The organism is Niveispirillum sp. GW835-FHT14G11 (assembly GCF_058793615.1).
In genome coordinates this window covers 1-15179 of sequence record NZ_JBXAFZ010000005.1, presented here as the reverse complement: position 1 = coordinate 15179, position 15179 = coordinate 1, and the positions used below count along the sequence as shown (strand labels likewise).

18 protein-coding genes are annotated in these 15179 nt (G+C 64.7%); 7 read left to right on the top strand and 11 right to left on the bottom strand.

Annotation, left to right across the window (positions count from 1 at the left end):
* Window positions 1-4 precede the first annotated feature (4 nt).
* A complete protein-coding gene (locus tag AC1Q7F_RS10700) occupies window positions 5-526 on the top strand; it encodes a protease complex subunit PrcB family protein (RefSeq protein ID WP_492506536.1) in 522 nt (173 codons plus the stop codon).
* A gap of 25 nt (window positions 527-551) precedes the next feature.
* On the opposite strand, the gene AC1Q7F_RS10695 is transcribed toward AC1Q7F_RS10700, so the two are convergent.
* On the bottom strand, window positions 552-1952 hold the full coding sequence (locus tag AC1Q7F_RS10695) for a PleD family two-component system response regulator (RefSeq protein WP_492506534.1): 1401 nt from the start codon (window positions 1950-1952) through the stop codon (window positions 552-554).
* Window positions 1953-1988: 36 nt separating this feature from the next.
* Entirely contained in the window at window positions 1989-2393 is a 405-nt protein-coding gene (locus AC1Q7F_RS10690; RefSeq protein WP_492506532.1) for a response regulator, read from the bottom strand.
* A gap of 142 nt (window positions 2394-2535) precedes the next feature.
* On the opposite strand from AC1Q7F_RS10690, the gene AC1Q7F_RS10685 reads away from it, so the two are divergent.
* Window positions 2536-3831, top strand: a complete 1296-nt coding sequence (locus AC1Q7F_RS10685) for a DNA polymerase IV (RefSeq protein ID WP_492506530.1) — start codon at window positions 2536-2538, stop codon at window positions 3829-3831.
* Window positions 3832-3872: 41 nt separating this feature from the next.
* Here AC1Q7F_RS10685 and AC1Q7F_RS10680 read toward each other — a convergent pair whose 3' ends face one another.
* From AC1Q7F_RS10680 to AC1Q7F_RS10670, 3 genes are all read right to left on the bottom strand, one after another.
* The gene (locus AC1Q7F_RS10680; RefSeq protein WP_492506528.1) at window positions 3873-4502 is read right to left on the bottom strand and encodes an outer membrane protein; all 630 of its coding nucleotides are present in this window, start codon (window positions 4500-4502) and stop codon (window positions 3873-3875) included.
* A 174-nt stretch (window positions 4503-4676) separates the two neighbouring features.
* Window positions 4677-5723: a retropepsin-like aspartic protease gene (locus AC1Q7F_RS10675; protein ID WP_492506526.1), complete on the bottom strand. Its 1047-nt coding sequence runs from the start codon at window positions 5721-5723 to the stop codon at window positions 4677-4679.
* A gap of 241 nt (window positions 5724-5964) precedes the next feature.
* The gene (locus AC1Q7F_RS10670) at window positions 5965-7275 is read right to left on the bottom strand and encodes a hypothetical protein (RefSeq protein WP_492506524.1); all 1311 of its coding nucleotides are present in this window, start codon (window positions 7273-7275) and stop codon (window positions 5965-5967) included.
* Window positions 7276-7569: 294 nt separating this feature from the next.
* On the opposite strand from AC1Q7F_RS10670, the gene AC1Q7F_RS10665 reads away from it, so the two are divergent.
* Window positions 7570-8280: a fused DSP-PTPase phosphatase/NAD kinase-like protein gene (locus AC1Q7F_RS10665; protein ID WP_492506522.1), complete on the top strand. Its 711-nt coding sequence runs from the start codon at window positions 7570-7572 to the stop codon at window positions 8278-8280.
* 14 nt (window positions 8281-8294) lie between these two features.
* Here AC1Q7F_RS10665 and AC1Q7F_RS10660 read toward each other — a convergent pair whose 3' ends face one another.
* The 4 genes from AC1Q7F_RS10660 to AC1Q7F_RS10645 form a co-directional block, all read right to left on the bottom strand.
* A complete protein-coding gene (locus AC1Q7F_RS10660) occupies window positions 8295-8873 on the bottom strand; it encodes a universal stress protein (protein WP_492506520.1) in 579 nt (192 codons plus the stop codon).
* A gap of 60 nt (window positions 8874-8933) precedes the next feature.
* Window positions 8934-9368 carry a CBS domain-containing protein gene (locus tag AC1Q7F_RS10655; protein WP_492506518.1) on the bottom strand — a complete coding sequence of 145 codons (435 nt, stop codon included), beginning with the start codon at window positions 9366-9368 and terminating at the stop codon, window positions 8934-8936.
* Between the two features lie 81 nt (window positions 9369-9449).
* Window positions 9450-10727 carry an RNA polymerase sigma factor gene (locus tag AC1Q7F_RS10650; RefSeq protein ID WP_492506516.1) on the bottom strand — a complete coding sequence of 426 codons (1278 nt, stop codon included), beginning with the start codon at window positions 10725-10727 and terminating at the stop codon, window positions 9450-9452.
* 4 nt (window positions 10728-10731) lie between these two features.
* On the bottom strand, window positions 10732-11088 hold the full coding sequence (locus AC1Q7F_RS10645; protein WP_492506514.1) for a YciI family protein: 357 nt from the start codon (window positions 11086-11088) through the stop codon (window positions 10732-10734).
* Window positions 11089-11234: 146 nt separating this feature from the next.
* Between AC1Q7F_RS10645 and AC1Q7F_RS10640 the strand changes: the two genes are divergently transcribed.
* Window positions 11235-11408: a hypothetical protein gene (locus AC1Q7F_RS10640; RefSeq protein ID WP_492506512.1), complete on the top strand. Its 174-nt coding sequence runs from the start codon at window positions 11235-11237 to the stop codon at window positions 11406-11408.
* A gap of 46 nt (window positions 11409-11454) precedes the next feature.
* Here AC1Q7F_RS10640 and AC1Q7F_RS10635 read toward each other — a convergent pair whose 3' ends face one another.
* On the bottom strand, window positions 11455-11658 hold the full coding sequence (locus AC1Q7F_RS10635) for a hypothetical protein (RefSeq protein WP_492506511.1): 204 nt from the start codon (window positions 11656-11658) through the stop codon (window positions 11455-11457).
* Window positions 11659-11755: 97 nt separating this feature from the next.
* On the opposite strand from AC1Q7F_RS10635, the gene AC1Q7F_RS10630 reads away from it, so the two are divergent.
* The 3 genes from AC1Q7F_RS10630 to AC1Q7F_RS10620 all read left to right on the top strand — a co-directional run bounded on the left by AC1Q7F_RS10630 (window position 11756) and on the right by AC1Q7F_RS10620 (window position 14562).
* Window positions 11756-13513, top strand: a complete 1758-nt coding sequence (locus AC1Q7F_RS10630) for a monovalent cation:proton antiporter-2 (CPA2) family protein (protein ID WP_492506509.1) — start codon at window positions 11756-11758, stop codon at window positions 13511-13513.
* Window positions 13514-13744: 231 nt separating this feature from the next.
* Entirely contained in the window at window positions 13745-14086 is a 342-nt protein-coding gene (locus AC1Q7F_RS10625) for an acyl carrier protein (protein ID WP_492506507.1), read from the top strand.
* A gap of 50 nt (window positions 14087-14136) precedes the next feature.
* Window positions 14137-14562 carry a DUF1489 family protein gene (locus AC1Q7F_RS10620; protein ID WP_492506505.1) on the top strand — a complete coding sequence of 142 codons (426 nt, stop codon included), beginning with the start codon at window positions 14137-14139 and terminating at the stop codon, window positions 14560-14562.
* A gap of 420 nt (window positions 14563-14982) precedes the next feature.
* Here the strand turns inward: AC1Q7F_RS10620 and AC1Q7F_RS10615 are convergent.
* Window positions 14983-15179 (bottom strand): hypothetical protein (locus AC1Q7F_RS10615; RefSeq protein WP_492506503.1); only part of this gene is annotated, 197 nt, incomplete at its 5' end.

Sequence of the window (15179 nt, the reverse complement as noted above, 5' to 3'; positions counted from 1 at the left end):
TCCCATGGTAAAGCGGGTCGGCGGGACGGTTGGGGCGATCGCCCTGGCACTGATGGCCCCCCTGGTGCTGTCTGCCTGTGGCGGCGGTGCGGGGGCTTGGCTGGCGGGGGAGACGGCGGGGACCGTTTCCGGCATGGCCGGCGACGCGCCGCCACCGCTGGCCACCCGTGCCATGTGGCGGGCGGAGAATGCCCGCGCCCAGTCGCAATCCTTCCTGGTGGCCCGCACCGATGCTGAATGGGTGGCGCTGTGGGATCTGGCCGGCCGGGCACCGCCGGGCCGCCTGCCGCCGGACCAGATGGCGCTGGGCGTGTTCCTGGGGACCCGCACGACCACGGGCTATTCGGTGGACATCCTGCGCCTGCGCCCCGAGCGCCGCGATGGGCAGCGCGACCGACTGGTCGTGGAATATCGCGAACTGACACCGCCTGACGGCCTGATCACGGCCCAGGTGCTGACCAGCCCCTATGCCATCATCATGGTGGACCGCAGCGAGGCGGTGGTGCGGTACAACCGGATGCCATGAGGGGGTAGAGCCCCTTACCCTTCCCTTATTCGCCCGCCCCGTCCGCCACCACCCGGTTGCGGCCGCTGCGCTTGGCCTGATACAGCGCGGTGTCGGCGCGGCGCAGCAGGGCATCGCCCGATTCCGGTTTGCCCTCGGCATCCAGAGCGCTGTCGGCCACGGCCACGCCGATACTGATCGTCACGTCGATCTTGCCCACCGGTGCGGACACGGCGAAGGATTCCTCGGCGATGCGTCGGCGCAGGCGTTCGGCAACGACCATGGCTTGGCTGGCATCGGTGTCGGGCATGATGACGACGAATTCCTCGCCGCCCATGCGGGCCACCAGGTCGAAATTGCGCAGGTTGCGGCTGGCGCGCTGCGCCACTTCCTTCAGCACCTCGTCACCCACACCATGGCCCCAGGTGTCGTTCACCACCTTGAAATGGTCGATATCGAACAGCAGGGCCGATACGGGCTTGTTGTTGCCCCCCGACCGGTCCAGCAGGCGCGGCAGGTGGGCCGACAGGTAGCGGCGGTTGAACAGGCTGGTCAGGCTGTCGGTCAGGGCCATGGACAGGCTGGCTTCGTAATTGGCGCGCAGTTTGTCCTGATAACGCTTGCGCCGTACCTGGGTGCGGGTACGGGCCAGCAGTTCGTTCCGGTCGATGGGCTTGATCAGGTAATCATTGGCCCCCAGTTCCAGCCCCTTGGCGATTCGGTCCATGTCCGTCTCGTCCGCCAGCAGCAGGATGGGAATCTGGCGCGTCTTCTCATGGGAGCGAAGCTGGGAGCAGAGGCGCAGGCCATCCTCCCGCATCAGCGTCAGCGAGATGACGATCAACTCGAACTCCTCCGCCAGCGCCAGTTCCAGGCCGCCGGCGCAAGTGTCGGTGTCGGTCACCACATCGCGGTCGCGGGCCACCGTTTCCACGATCTTATCCAGATCAATGGCGCTGTCCTCCACCACCAGCACCCGGGCGGCCTCCGCGGTCTGGGTATGGACCGAATCGGTGGAGACCAGCATGCCCAGCTGGCCGGACGTGCTTTCGCGCAACCGCCACTCGTCCGTCATCATCTTCAGGCGGACGAGCGAGCGGACGCGGGCAAACAGGGCCACGTCATTGACAGGTTTGGTCAGGAAATCGTCGGCCCCGGCCTCCAGCCCGCGCACGCGATCGGATGCGTCGGACAATGCTGTGACCATGACGACGGGAATGTGCATGGTGGCCGGGTCGGAGCGAATCTTCTCGCACACCTCGAACCCATCCATGCCGGGCATCATCACGTCCAGCAGCACGATGTCCGGGTGCTGGGCACGGATGCGTTCCAACGCTTCGGGCCCGGAATTGGCCGTTACGACGTCGAAATATTCCCTGGTCAGCTTGGCTGCCAGCAGCTTTACATTGGGCAGGACATCGTCAACGACAAGAACCCGAGCCGACATGGTTTTCACACCCACCGGCCCGGTACGTCCAGGCCGTCAAAGGAAACGTTGCACCGTTTGCAGAAACTTCGCGACGGAGATTGGCTTGGCGATGTAATCCTCGCAACCGCCCTCGCGAATTTTCTCTTCATCCCCCTTCATGGCGAAGGCGGTGACGGCCACCACGGGGATGACCTTCAGTTCATCATCTTCCTTCAACCACTTGGTAACCTCAAGCCCGGATACCTCGGGGAGCTGAATATCCATGAGGATCAGGTCGGGGCGGTGCAGCCGGGCCAGGCGCAACGCGTCCATCCCGTCCTTTGTCTGCAATGTCGCATAGCCGTGCGCTTCCAGAAGGTCGTGGAAGAGCTTCATATTCAGCTCATTATCCTCCACGATCAGCACGCGGCGCTGGCGCGGTGCTGCCTGATCGGCGTCCTGGATCTGGTCCACACTCATCGGCACCGCTCCGCATCCTCACCTGTGGTCGCTGGTCACGCCCGTCGTCTGGGCACGATCCCCGCGTCCGGCCCCCCGTTGGGCATCCGTCATTAGACGGGTACGACTCTTAACCATTCGTTACCTTTTGACATCATCCACTATGCCGACCGATCCGCCAATGTCCGTTTCCATTCCAACGCCCGACGCGCTGTGCCGTGATTGCGGGGAACCGCAGACGGCGGCGCGGCGTTGCGTGGCATGCGGATCGGTGCGGATGGTCAAGCATCCGGAACTGCATGGGCTGTCCATCGCCCATATCGACTGCGATGCCTTCTATGCCAGCGTGGAGAAGCGCGATCGGCCGGAGCTGGCCGACCAGCCGGTGATCGTGGGCGGCGGGCATCGCGGCGTGGTGTCGGCCTGCTGCTATATCGCCCGGCTTTATGGCGTCCGGTCGGCCATGCCGATGTTCAAGGCGCTCCAGCTCTGTCCCAACGCTACCGTCATCAAGCCCGACATGCGCAAGTATGTGGCTGTGGGGCGGGAGGTGCGGACCCTGATGCAGGAGACAACGCCGCTGGTGGAACCCATCTCCATCGATGAGGCTTTCCTGGACCTTTCCGGCACGGAACTGCTGCATGGCGGCAGTCCGGCGCGCACCCTGGTGCGGCTGGTGCGGCGCATCGAGACGGAGGTGGGGGTCACCGCGTCGATCGGTCTGTCGCACAACAAGTTCCTGGCCAAGCTGGCCAGCGACCTGGACAAGCCGCGCGGATTCGCCACCATCGGCAATGCTGAGACCCTGTCCTTCCTGGCCTCCAAACCCATCGGCATGATTTGGGGCGTGGGCAAGGCGCTGGCCACCAAGATGCAGGCCGACGGTATCCGCACCATCGGCCAGATCCGCGAACTGGAAATGAAGGAACTGGTCCGTCGCTATGGCTCCATGGGCATGCGGCTCTATCATTTCTCGCGCGGGCAGGATGACCGGCGCGTCACGCCGCATAGCCCGATGAAAAGTATCTCGTCGGAAACGACCTTCAACCATGATCTGTCGGCGCTGGCGGATCTGGAACGGGAACTATGGCCGCTGGCGGAGAAAGTGTCGAAACGGATGAAGGCCGGCGGCCATGCCGGCATCACCGTGACCTTGAAGCTGAAAACTCCCGATTTCAAGCTGATCACCCGCAACCAGCGCCTTTCATCGCCCACGCAACTGGCCGACCGCATCTTCCGCACGGGGCGCGACCTGCTGCGCGTGGAGTGTGACGGCCGGCGCTTCCGCCTGCTGGGCATCGGCTGCCATGATCTGGTCGACCCGCGCGACGCCGACCCGCCCGATCTGGCCGATCCAGGCCAGCAGCAGCGCGCCAAGGTGGAACGCGCCATCGACGCCGTGCGGGCGAAGCTGGGTGGTGACGCGATCCTGAAGGGCAGGGGCCTGAAGGGGAGCTGATTGTGCGAAAGACCTGATGGGCGCCCGCAGGGGCGCCTGGGTCACTTCCCGAAGGTGAAGCGCACGCCGGCAAGGGCGGACCAGGTCTGCGCCGTGCCATGGGCAGCGAAATCATCGGTGGCGGTGAAGCTGGGTTCCCCGCCGCGTACATAGCGGCCGTCGGCGAAGAAGGAGAAGCTACCGCTGACGGGGACCGACAAGCCCACCACGCCCTGATAGGCGAAGCTGTCGGCGCGTGCGTCGGTATAGCCCATGGCCAACCGCTCCGCCTCCGTCCGGGTCCAGCCCATGCCGATGCCGACATAGGGGGTCAGCCAGTCGGTCACCTTCATATTGACCCTGGCATTGGCCATGGTGCCCAGCGATCCGATCGCGCCATCAACGCTGGGAGCGGTGAGCAGGGCCGAATCGCGGTCGCGATAGGCATATTCCAGTTCCAGGCGGAAGCTTTCCATCGGATGCCAGTCATTGCCTGCCGACAGGCCGGGATTGGTGGAACTCAATCCATATGTAGCGGCATTACCGGCCGGGCCAGCGACATAGCGGCCCGACAACCCCTGAATATAAGCGCTCGGCAGTTCGGAATCGGGCGCGCCCGCATCCTGCGCCAGGGCAGGGGCGGTGACGAGGCCGAAACAAACGGCGAAGAGGGCGGTTTTCAGCGGCTTCATGACATTACTCCGACTCGTCTTGTAATAACCGACGTTGCCGATAAAGTCATGTGCGGAGCAGGGTTAATGCCTTCCAACCTAAGGAACGTCTGCCATGTGTGTCGGCGTAGACACGGAATTTTATTCCCACTGCCTTTGTGTATAGGTGGTCATAGGCGGGGCCAAGCCTGTCCTTCAGGTGGCGCGATCGCCCAGGCGCGAGCCATATGGCTGCGCGGTGCGGGCCGACATCCGCATGCGAAGATGCAGGCTGCCGGTACCGAAATCGATGGCGAAGCCGTCGCTGAGACCCAGTACATCCATGCCCAGGATGAAGGCCGGTTCATCCTCCAGCCCCAGGGCCGTGTAAGCATGGGCATCGACCATCGTTGCAGGCAGCCCGGTGAAGCTGACCGGCCCGATCTTTATCCGGGGCATCAGGAACACCTCCCCCGTCCGAGTCTCCCCGGCCAGATTCACCACCTCGATCTTGCCGATCAGACTGGCGGGCTTACCGCGATTCTTCAGCGCTTCCAGCAGTACGGGGTTGAACATTGATCGTTCCGCTCCCGTATCGACCAGGCCGTTCACGATCAGGCCGCCGATCTCCACCGGCACGATGACCAGGCCTGTGGGATGGACGCGGCCCTTCACTGAATCAAAGCCGGTGGGGGCAAAGCGCCGGGACTGTTCGATCTTGATCTCATCGCGGCGGAAATTCACCGACAGGCGCTTGCCCTGCAGGCTGTTGGTGCCCAGCACGCCACCGGCCCCCGACAGGTCGCCGAAGGACAGCACGGGCGTCACCATATCCTCCGCCACGAAGCGGCCCATATCGATGCGGCCGACCCTCATGGTGGGCATGATCACCGGGCCCAGCACGTCATGCACGCGCACCATATTGCCGGTGACGGTAACATCGGCGCCCATGCCCATGCCGGGCAAGGGGGCGGGTGGCGCCACGAAGCCCAGGGTACGGGCAATGTCCATTCCGATCATCGTACCGGAACAGCCGGTATCGACCAGGAAGCGCACAGGGCCATAACCATCCACCACCACGGGCGCCAGCACGCGGCCCGCGCGGTCGGGGCGGGTGGGGATGGCATAGATGGGGCCGGGAACCGTTGGCGGCGGGGGTGGCGACATCTCTGCAGCGACTGGGGCAACACCCAGCAGCAGCAGGGTCGCGGTACCGGCAAGGCGGCGGACAAGGCCACGGTGTGTCGGGACTGCACGTGTCATGGACGTCCCTCCCTGATTGCCGACATCTTCTGGAGTGGATACCGGTCTCAGGTATAGTCTAATCCAAATCCCGGCCTGTACTTCCACTCATCACGACATGGCTGGACCCGTGAAGGTCCGCTTTAATGAGGGTGGAAAGGGCCATTGCGGGCAGTTTATTGCAGCTGTGCAAAGAAAAAGGCCGGGCGCTGAGGCCCGGCCTTTCCAAATCAACCCGACGGGACGGGCCCGCCGGTCGTGATCAATTCCCCTTCGGTGCGGTGGCCGGGGCTGGCGCGCCGGGAGTGGGCAGGGGTTCCTTGCCCTTTTCCTTCAACACCTTGATGATGCCGGCGGACGCCGCATCAGCCTGGGCCTTCTCCGCTTCCACCGCCTCATGCGAGAAGACGTTCAGCACGCGGATCGCTTGTTCCTGGCCCTGCTGCTTGGGCAGTTCGATCAACTGCATCACCAGGGCGACATGGATCTTGCTGTTGGCCGCCTGGCACGATACGGAGCCGGAACGAAGCTGATAGGCAGGCAGTTTTTCCACCGCACCCATGGTGGGCGTATAAGTGCCTTCGCAGCTTTTCTTCAGCTGCTCCATGTAGGTATCGGCCACCTTGGTGAAATCGCCGGCCTGTTCCCCCATGGGGAAGCTACGCACGGCACCCAGCACCTTGTCGCCAATCTGCCAGGCATAATCGCCCGGGCGCTGCTGCGGCGGGAACTTGTCCACCGGAATGGCATGGGCATTCTGCAGGCCGGCATCGACCAGGAGCTTGGCCAATGTCGGGGCGATCACCGGCTCCGTCGGCTGCGGCAGCTGCAAAGTCCCGGCCACGCCCTTGTCGACGCAGCTGGTCAGCTCGTTCATGGCCTTGGTCGTGCCCTTCAATTGGAAGGACGCGGTGTCGCCCGGCACCTCGATGGTCAGGATCGACCCCGTGGTCAGGCCCTTTAACAGTTCCGCATCATCACCCAGGCCGATGGCCAGGGCGTTGGGCTGGCTGACGACGGCGCCCAGTTCACGGTTGATCTTGCCATCGATGGAAACCTTCAGCGCCGCACGCTGGCCCGTGGGCATCTGCGCGCCGGGGATGCCCAGCACCATCTGCACCCGCTTGGCCGGATTGCGCAGGAAGATCAGATGCAGGTTATTGTCGTATTCGACCGAGGCGCCGCACATCTTGAAGCTGCCATCGGTGAAGACCTGAGGGCCGACCTGCCATTCGCCCTTGGGCGCGCCGGGCTTGCCAGCCGGCTTGGGCGGGGCGACAGCGGCTGCGGGGCGGGGACCGCCCTGGGCGGCGGCGCCCACGGTGCCGGCGGCCGGCGCCTGACTGGCCTGCGGAGCCTGCTGCCCGATGGTGCCTGCGGCCGGGCCAGCACCAATGGTGCCGGCGGCCGGGCCACCCGATTGCTGCGGCCCGGCACCGGGCAGGATCAGGCCGCTGCCCGAGGAGGGCTGCTGCTGGCTGGAGGATTGGGCGGAAACGCCGCCCGTCGCACACAGCGCGGCGGCGCCGGCAAGCAGAAGATGCCGCAGAACGCGCGGCGCGGAAAACGACAAGCTGGGAACCACGGGAAACAACCCCTCTCCACATTGGGCGCAGGGACCCTAGGCCGGTTCCAGGCACAAGGCAAGGGGGCATATGAAGGGCCGAATGGCCAGCAATCGCGCGGCTGACCAGCGTTTGAACGGCGCTCAGACAGCGTGAAACAGGCAGCGTCAAATAAACATAACCGAATGCAGCGCTTTTTGCGCTCGCCCCGGCTTGGGCGGCTGTCGTATGTATGGGGCGTCGGCAGAGGTAGCACCAACGAGTGTCACAGCCCTCTCCGACGCTGGGGCGAGGGAACGGGCATGCAGTACGAAGAGACCCGCCTGCGACATGCCGGGATCGGGGTGCCGGAATGGGCACGGTCCGACTGTCGGCGGTTGTTGGCCCGGCGCTACGCCGACATGCTGTTCAAAGACCATGCGTTCATCCGCATGGCTTATCGTAATTTCCATCGCATCGGCCCGGACATGTACCGGTCCAGTCAGCCCACCCGCGGGCAGATGGACGATCTGGCCCGCATGGGTATCCGCACAATCATCAATCTGCGTGGTCGGCGCACCACCTGCGGTTCCTATTTCTTCGAGGTGCGGGCCTGTGCCCGTCTGGGGATCGAACTGGTCGATTTCACCGTGCGGTCGCGCGACGTGCCCCGCAAGGAGGATCTGTTCGCAGCCCGTGAACTGTTCCGCCGCCTGGAAGGTCCCACCGTCATGCATTGCAAGGCCGGCGCGGACCGGGTCGGGCTGATGAGCGTGCTGTATCAGTTCGTGGGCCAGGGCCAGCCGCTGGAGCAGGCGATGGCGCAGCTTTCCTGGAAATACGGGCACCTGCGCCATTCCAAGACCGGCATCCTCGACCATTTCTTCGAAAGCTTCCTGGCCACGGGCAGGCGCACGGTCGATGAATTCTATGATTGGGTGGAAAAGGAATACGATCCCGTCACCATGAAGGCCGGGTTCCGGTCGCGCCGCTGGGCCAACCTGATCATGGACAAGGTGCTGCGGCGGGAGTGAAGCGCCGCTGCTTATTACGCAAGCCTGTCGATCTGCCGTGCCGTCAGGTTGCCGGGCACGATGACCAGCGGAATGTCCAGCGATCCCGCCAATTCCCCCGCCAGCCAGGAAATCAGCCTCCCCTTGCGCGCGGAGGGCGGTGCTGCCCCCACCACCAGGGCATGGATGTCGCCATCCTCGCGGATCGCCTCCAATATTTCGGTACCGATGGTGCCGCGCCGGAAGTTCAATTCCGGCCGCAATCCGGTCAGGGCCCAAACCTCCCCCGCCAGATCCTGGAGCAGGCATTCGGCTTCTTCCCGCTGTTCGGCTTCCATCGTGTCGGCCACGCGCATCCAGCCTTGGCAATCCACTGGTTCGCATACATGCAGAAGGGCTAGCAGGCCGCCGGTGTTGCGGGCGCGCAAGGCGGCAAAGCGCAGGGCGGCGCGGCTTTGCGCACTGCCATCCACGCAGACCAGGAACTTGAACCGTTCCGCGGGATCGACTTGCCCATCAGGCAAGGGCTGATCCCGCAGGGGGATGGATGGCGCCCTATCGACGGCCGGCTCCCCCCGGCGGGACCACAGCCCGCCATTCATGGACATGAACATCGTCGATCTCCTGTCATTCGTGGGCAGGGGACGCGGATTTTCAACAAATGGTCGGGGTTGTCAGCCCCGGCCGGCCACATAGTCGCGCAGGCTCTCCACCTCGTGGGTATATTCCGCCAAACGGAACTTCACCACGTCGCCGATGGAGATGACGCCGACCAGGATACCGTTCTCCACCACGGGCATGTGACGGAAGCGGCCTTCGGTCATCCGGCTCATCACCGTCGCCACGCTGTCGGCCGGCGCGCAGGAGACGACCTTGGCCGTCATCAGGGCCGATACCGGCTTGTCCAGTACGCTGGCGCCGTGCAAGGCCAGGCCCCGCACGATGTCGCGTTCCGACAGGATGCCGGCAATACCCCCGGCATCATTCAGCACCAGGATGGCGCCGATACGGTTGGCATGCAGGACATGGGTGACGGAAGCGACATTCTCATCCGGGCGCGTGGTGATGATGGTGGCGCCCTTGTTCTTCAGGATGGCTGACACATGCATTGAGCGGTCCTCCCCTTCCTTAATCCGGGGTGAAACCCCCTTATGGTTAAGGGAACGCGATGTTGCGCTGCACGCGCAAGCCTATTCCGACAGCCTGTCCAGACGGAGAGCCAGCAATCGCCGATCGGGCTGGTTGATCCCTATCCGATCGGCGATGTTGATGGCCTGGCGCAGCTGTTCCACCGCCAGCTCGCGCTCCCCCAGCCTTTCCAGAAATGACGCCTTGGTGGCCGCGAACAGGGGATAGCGGGCGATCAGCGCATCGCCTTCCAGCGGTGCCAATGCCGCCAGGCCGGCGGCCGCGCCATCCCGTTCGGCCAGCGCCACCGCCCGGTTCAGCAGCGTCACCGGGCCCGGCGACAGCATTGCCAGCCGATCATAGAGCGTGGCGATATGGCCCCAGTCGGTGGCCTGCCAGTCGGATGCCATGGCGTGAGCGGCGGCGATGGCCGCTTCCAGGTGCCATCGCGTTTCCTGCCCACCGGCCATGCTGGCCTTCAGATGGCGGAATCCAGCGGCGATCAGGCCCTTGTGCCAGCGGCCCCGATCCTGGTCGGCCAGCAAGATGGGCATGCCGTCCGCATCCTGGCGGGCTGGCAGCCGGGCGGCTGTCAGGCAGGTCAGTGCCGCCATCGCTTCGGCCTCCGGCCGGCCCGTCACCGGATGGTCAGCCAATTGCCGGGCCAGATGCAGCGCGTCGGATACCAGATCGGCGCGAATCATCTCCGCCCCGTCGCTGCTGCCCACCCCTTCATTGAACAGCAGATAGAGTGTGCCCAGCACGGCATCCAGCCGTTCCGGCAGGTCATTCCCGGCAGGAATGGTAAAGGGTACACATGCCTGCGCCAACTTGGCCTTGGCGCGCGTGATGCGCTGGCCCACCGTGGGTTCCGGCAGCAGGAAGGCGCGGGCGATCTGTCCGGTGCCCAGGCCGCAAACGGCCTTTAAGGTCAGGGCCACCCGCACCTCTACCGGCAGGACCGGATGGCAGCAGGCGAAGATCAGGCCCAGCTTCTCATCCGTCAGTTCGGCGGCAAAGCGCGGGTCCGCCGGCCGCGCGCCCTCGTCGGGCAAACTGTCGGCCAGATCGTCGGGCGTGACCGGAGCGGTGAAGCGGCGGCGGCGCAAGCCGTCCACCGCCTCGTTCCGGGCTGCCCGCCACAGCCAGCCGGCGGGATTGTCGGGGATGCCGGTGCGCGGCCAGGCGTGCAGGGCCTTGGTCAAGGCCGACTGCACAATCTCCTCCGCCTCCTCCAGCCGCCCCGGTCCCAGCAGCCGGGCCAGCCGGGCGGTCAGCCGACCGGCCTCCGTGCGGAACAGCCCCTCGACCAAAGGACCGGCATCGTGCCCGTCGGCCATAGCATCAGCCGCTGCAACTGCCATCGATCTGCCGGATCTCGATCAGGCCGAAGCGCAGATGCGGGCAATCGGCCGCCAGCGCCTCCGCCCCGGCATAATCCGCGGCCTCGACCATGAAGAAGCCGCCGATCACCTCCTTGGCTTCCGCATAGGGGCCATCGGTGGCGACCAGGGCGCCGGATCGCGCCGTCAGGTGGCGCCCGCCCTCGTCGCACAGCTTCTCCCCGCCGGCCAGCAGCCCGGCCTGCGCCAGCTTCTCTCCCCAGGCGCCGTATTCAGTGATGATGGACTGCATCTCATCTGGCGACATGGCGGCAAAGGTGGCGGGGTCTTCACGCAGGATCAGCACGAACTTGGCCATGGGTTACTCCCTTGGAAAGAATCGGGGCCGGCGCCGATCGCCGCTCCCGATCCCCTGACGGCCCAGCTTTGGTGCTTTCGACATCATTGTCGAAAAAAAACCGTCACCCCAGTATCTAGGGATGTTCCTGGTGGTTCGAGGCGGTGATGAAGCTGGAAGATCGTATGGCCGTGAAGCTGCTGGCCCTGGCGTCGGTGCAGTTGGGAAAGGCGATAAACGAGACTCTGTGTACGGAGCCCGACCCGCGTCTCATCAAGGGACTGCTGGCTGATGTGAAGGAAATGCTGTCGGATTTCGAACAGCAATATTTTCAGGAATAGAAAAGCCGGCGGATGTGCCACCGGCTTTTCTATAATCTGTCTGCTGTTACGCCCTGCCCACCTGGGCCTTGCGTAGCTGGTGGTCGGTGGGGCGCGCCGCGCGCCATTCGACCTCACGCAGGTCCTGCGCGCCTTGTTCATTGGCATGGGATTGACGTGCGGCCGGATGCTGCGCCGGACCGGGTGTTTTCTTCGCCAGGCGCCATTCGCTTTCGGCCAGGCGGGGGGAAGTGGGGTTCTGTGTCGGCATGTTGACCTCCATGGCTGGGGGCGGGCTGACATTCGATGCCCGCCATTTCCATCCGCTCTCAACAAATCAACAAAGCCCTGCTAGGGATGTTCCGAATTTGTCCGAGCGTTGGGGGACGGTGGTGGAAGGAACAGCATTGACGGCCCATGCGGCCCACGGCTTTTCCATGGTGGAAGAGACGCTGATGTTCCTGGCTGTCGCCGTCAGTTGCATCCTACTCCTTCACCGGCTGCGAATCAGCCCTGTTTTGGGCTATCTCGCGGGCGGGCTGATTCTGGGCCCGTCAGGTTTCGCCATGGTATCGCTGGAGGAGGATGTCCGCGCCGTGGCGGAACTGGGCGTCGTGTTCCTCTTGTTCCTGATCGGGCTGGAACTGTCGGGGGAGCGGTTGCGCGCCCTGCGCCGCTGGGTCTTCGGCCTGGGCGTGGCGCAATTCCTGGTGACGGGCGCCTTGCTGGCCGCGGTCGGTGTGGTGTTGGGTCTGCAGGTACCCGTCGCTGTTTTGCTGGGCGGCGGGCTGGCGCTCTCCTCCACCGCCGTCGTGGTACAGTTGCTGATCGAGCGTGGGCAGGTGGCCTCCTCCACCGGCCGCGTCACCTTCGCCGTGCTGCTGTTGCAGGATCTGGCCGTAGTGCCGCTGCTGCTGCTGGCCACCACCCTGTCGGGCCCGCCGGGACAGTCGGTGCCGCTGGCGCTGGCCATCGCGCTGGGCAAGGCCGTGTTGGCCGTGGCCGCCATTCTGCTCCTGGGCCGCTTCACATTGGGTCCGCTGCTGCGGGCCGTTGCGGCGACGCGCAGCACGGAACTGTTCACGGCCACCGCCTTGATGATCGTGCTGGGCACCGGCTGGGCCACGGGGCTGGGCGGGCTGTCGACGGCGCTGGGTGCCTTCCTGGCCGGGCTGGTCCTGGCGGGTACAGAGTTCCGGCATCAGGCCGAATCCGACATGCAACCCTTCAAGGGCCTGCTGCTGGGCCTGTTCTTCCTCTCCGTTGGCCTGGGCATCGATGTCGCCGCCATCGCCGACCGCGCACATTGGATCGTGCTCGGCGTGGTCGGCCTTATCAGTTTGAAGGCTTTGGTGGCGGGATTGCTGGCCCGGGCCTTTGGCGCGGCGCGGGATGTGGCCATCCGCACCGGACTGCTGCTCGGGGAGGCGGGAGAATTCGCCTTCGTCATCCTGGCCGCGGCTGTGTCGGGCAAGCTGATCGATAATGCGCTGGGACAGTCGCTGGCGGCCATGGTTGGCCTGTCCATCGCCGTCACCCCCTTCCTGCCGGCTTTGGCCGATCGGCTGGTGGCCCGGTTCGCCCCTGTGGCATCGCCGACGGCAGTAGGTGCCGCCGGTGCAGAGGAACCGCAACACCATGTCATCATCTGCGGTTTCGGCCGCGTCGGCCAGACCGTGGCGGCGTTGATGGCGCGTCAGCAGGTGCCCTTCGTGGGCATCGACACGAATGCCGATCTGGTGCGACAGCACGCGACCGTCGGCGCCCACCTCCATTATGGCGACAGTTCCCGGCATGAGACGCTGAAGCTGCTGGGTGCCGACCATGCCGTGGCTGCCATCATCACGCTTGATGACCCGCACGCCGCGGCCCGCACCGTGGCCGCCTTCCGCGACCATTGGCCGAACCTGCGCCTGTTCGCCCGCGCCCGCGATCGGGCCCATGCCGCGGCCCTGCTGGCCCTGGGCGTGGAGGCGGTGGTGCCGGAGACTTTCGAGAGCAGTCTGGTCCTGGCGCGCGGCGCGCTCGAATCGCTGGGCGTGCCGTCGGCGGCGGTGGATGAACTGGTGACGCTCTATCGTGAGACGGACCATGGGATGACACGGCCCACCGACGGCCAAACCTGATCTTGTCGACAAGATGCCCCGCAGGGCCGAACGGCGGTGACGGACGCCGCGGGCCTCGGGGCGTGTCGGCCGGGGTGACGGATGTCGGCGCCGCTGCTGCGGGCAACGAAATGGGACTATCCTTCCGCACCACAAAAAAAGATTAACGCTCCTGTCGGATAGTGCGATGGTTCGCGCCTGCGGACCTCCCCCGGACGGGGTAGCAGCATCTGTATAGACGGGAGCGGGATCGTGAGCCGATCCATTGAAGGCGTTTCGAACTGGATGCATATGTTCCGCTGGATCGTGAAGCTGATCCGCGACGAATATGGCGTCGATGAGAAGATCCTGACCCGCACCGCTGTTCTGGAGACCGATTGCGGCCTTTCCATCGAACAGGTGGAAGAGATGCTGGAGGCGATTTCCGAAAGCTTCGAGGTGCGCTTCCCCAGCGGCACCCTGGACGAGGTGCTGAAGCTGGAGGAATTGTGCATGCTGGCGGCCTGGCTGCGCGGCCTGTTCAAGAAGCCGGAATTCATCTCCACCGATTTCGAGGGACGCTGCCGCGCTTCCAACCCGCTTGCCGGGGCCTGAGCGCCGGTCCATATCAGACGCCCGAAAGCGACTTCCGGGTCCATGCCATCATGACCATTCATTTCCTGCGTCTGGCCGTTGGTGCCGACAGCCTGCAATCCATGCGCGACTGGCGCCGCGACCATCAGATCACCTGGAATGGCCGTCAGGTTGTCCCCACCTATACCAAGCGGGCACCGACCCGCACGGCAGAACTCCTGGATGGCGGCTGCATCTATTGGGTGGTGAAGGGTTTCGTGCAGTGCCGGCAGCGTTTCGTCGGCTTTGATCAGGTGCGCGACCCGGACGGTACCGATTATTGCCGCATGCTGATGGACCCGGAACTGGTCGAAACCCAGGCGATGCCCAAGCGTCCCTTCCAGGGCTGGCGCTACCTGAAGCCGGAGGATGCGCCGCCCGACCTGGCCGACAGCCAGGGGGGGGACGTGCTGCCGGAACATCTTCTGGCCGAATTGCGGGCGCTGGGTCTGGTCTGACAGAAAATGCGGCGCTTCTCGAAAATAGTTGTTGCAGCGCCCAATCACCGGGGCTATACCCCGGCTCCCGATTGGGACGGTGGCTTCGCCGCTGAAACAAAACGGGCAAAGGATAAGGGTTTCGGCCAGTATCCATGGTTCTTCGGTCGGTCCCCGGCCAGACAAGTTAACAAGCGGTTGATCATCGTTTATCTGGTGATTGTTCAGGGATTGTTAAGGATCCTGGTTCGATTGTTGGAATAGTTGGTCGGTTTGGTTTGTTTTTTGGAGCTGCGAGCGGCGACGAAAAAAGGCAGAAAAAACCGGTTGACAGGGTTTGGTAAGGTGTTTAGAAAGCGCCTCACCGACGCGCCGGGTTCGCTTGGCGGCGATGGTTGACTGATCCCTGGATTTGGGGCTTGACGGTTTAGACCGGACGGCCTAGATGAAGGGGGTGACGCGGTGGCTGAGGCTGCTGCGATTGATGCCTTCCTTGCAGATGCGGGGTTTGGTTGCCGGAACTTCGGTTCGGGTGGCGGGTGTCGTTTGGCCATTGGCCAAGGGTTCTTTGACAAGTGAATCTGTTGAGAAGGGATGCGCAGGCGGCGGATCTTGATGAGCTGGCGGGTCTGGTTCGT

What these genes read in the sequence shown, in the direction of transcription:
- AC1Q7F_RS10700 (WP_492506536.1), top strand. Translation starts at nt 5, where the DNA reads ATGGTAAAGCGGGTCGGCGGGACGGTTGGGGCGATCGCCCTGGCACTG.
- AC1Q7F_RS10695 (WP_492506534.1), bottom strand. Translation starts at nt 1,952, where the DNA reads ATGTCGGCTCGGGTTCTTGTCGTTGACGATGTCCTGCCCAATGTAAAG.
- AC1Q7F_RS10690 (WP_492506532.1), bottom strand. Translation starts at nt 2,393, where the DNA reads ATGAGTGTGGACCAGATCCAGGACGCCGATCAGGCAGCACCGCGCCAG.
- AC1Q7F_RS10685 (WP_492506530.1), top strand. Translation starts at nt 2,536, where the DNA reads ATGCCGACCGATCCGCCAATGTCCGTTTCCATTCCAACGCCCGACGCG.
- AC1Q7F_RS10680 (WP_492506528.1), bottom strand. Translation starts at nt 4,502, where the DNA reads ATGAAGCCGCTGAAAACCGCCCTCTTCGCCGTTTGTTTCGGCCTCGTC.
- AC1Q7F_RS10675 (WP_492506526.1), bottom strand. Translation starts at nt 5,723, where the DNA reads ATGACACGTGCAGTCCCGACACACCGTGGCCTTGTCCGCCGCCTTGCC.
- AC1Q7F_RS10665 (WP_492506522.1), top strand. Translation starts at nt 7,570, where the DNA reads ATGCAGTACGAAGAGACCCGCCTGCGACATGCCGGGATCGGGGTGCCG.
- AC1Q7F_RS10660 (WP_492506520.1), bottom strand. Translation starts at nt 8,873, where the DNA reads ATGTTCATGTCCATGAATGGCGGGCTGTGGTCCCGCCGGGGGGAGCCG.
- AC1Q7F_RS10655 (WP_492506518.1), bottom strand. Translation starts at nt 9,368, where the DNA reads ATGCATGTGTCAGCCATCCTGAAGAACAAGGGCGCCACCATCATCACC.
- AC1Q7F_RS10650 (WP_492506516.1), bottom strand. Translation starts at nt 10,727, where the DNA reads ATGGCCGACGGGCACGATGCCGGTCCTTTGGTCGAGGGGCTGTTCCGC.
- AC1Q7F_RS10645 (WP_492506514.1), bottom strand. Translation starts at nt 11,088, where the DNA reads ATGGCCAAGTTCGTGCTGATCCTGCGTGAAGACCCCGCCACCTTTGCC.
- AC1Q7F_RS10640 (WP_492506512.1), top strand. Translation starts at nt 11,235, where the DNA reads ATGAAGCTGGAAGATCGTATGGCCGTGAAGCTGCTGGCCCTGGCGTCG.
- AC1Q7F_RS10635 (WP_492506511.1), bottom strand. Translation starts at nt 11,658, where the DNA reads ATGCCGACACAGAACCCCACTTCCCCCCGCCTGGCCGAAAGCGAATGG.
- AC1Q7F_RS10620 (WP_492506505.1), top strand. Translation starts at nt 14,137, where the DNA reads ATGACCATTCATTTCCTGCGTCTGGCCGTTGGTGCCGACAGCCTGCAA.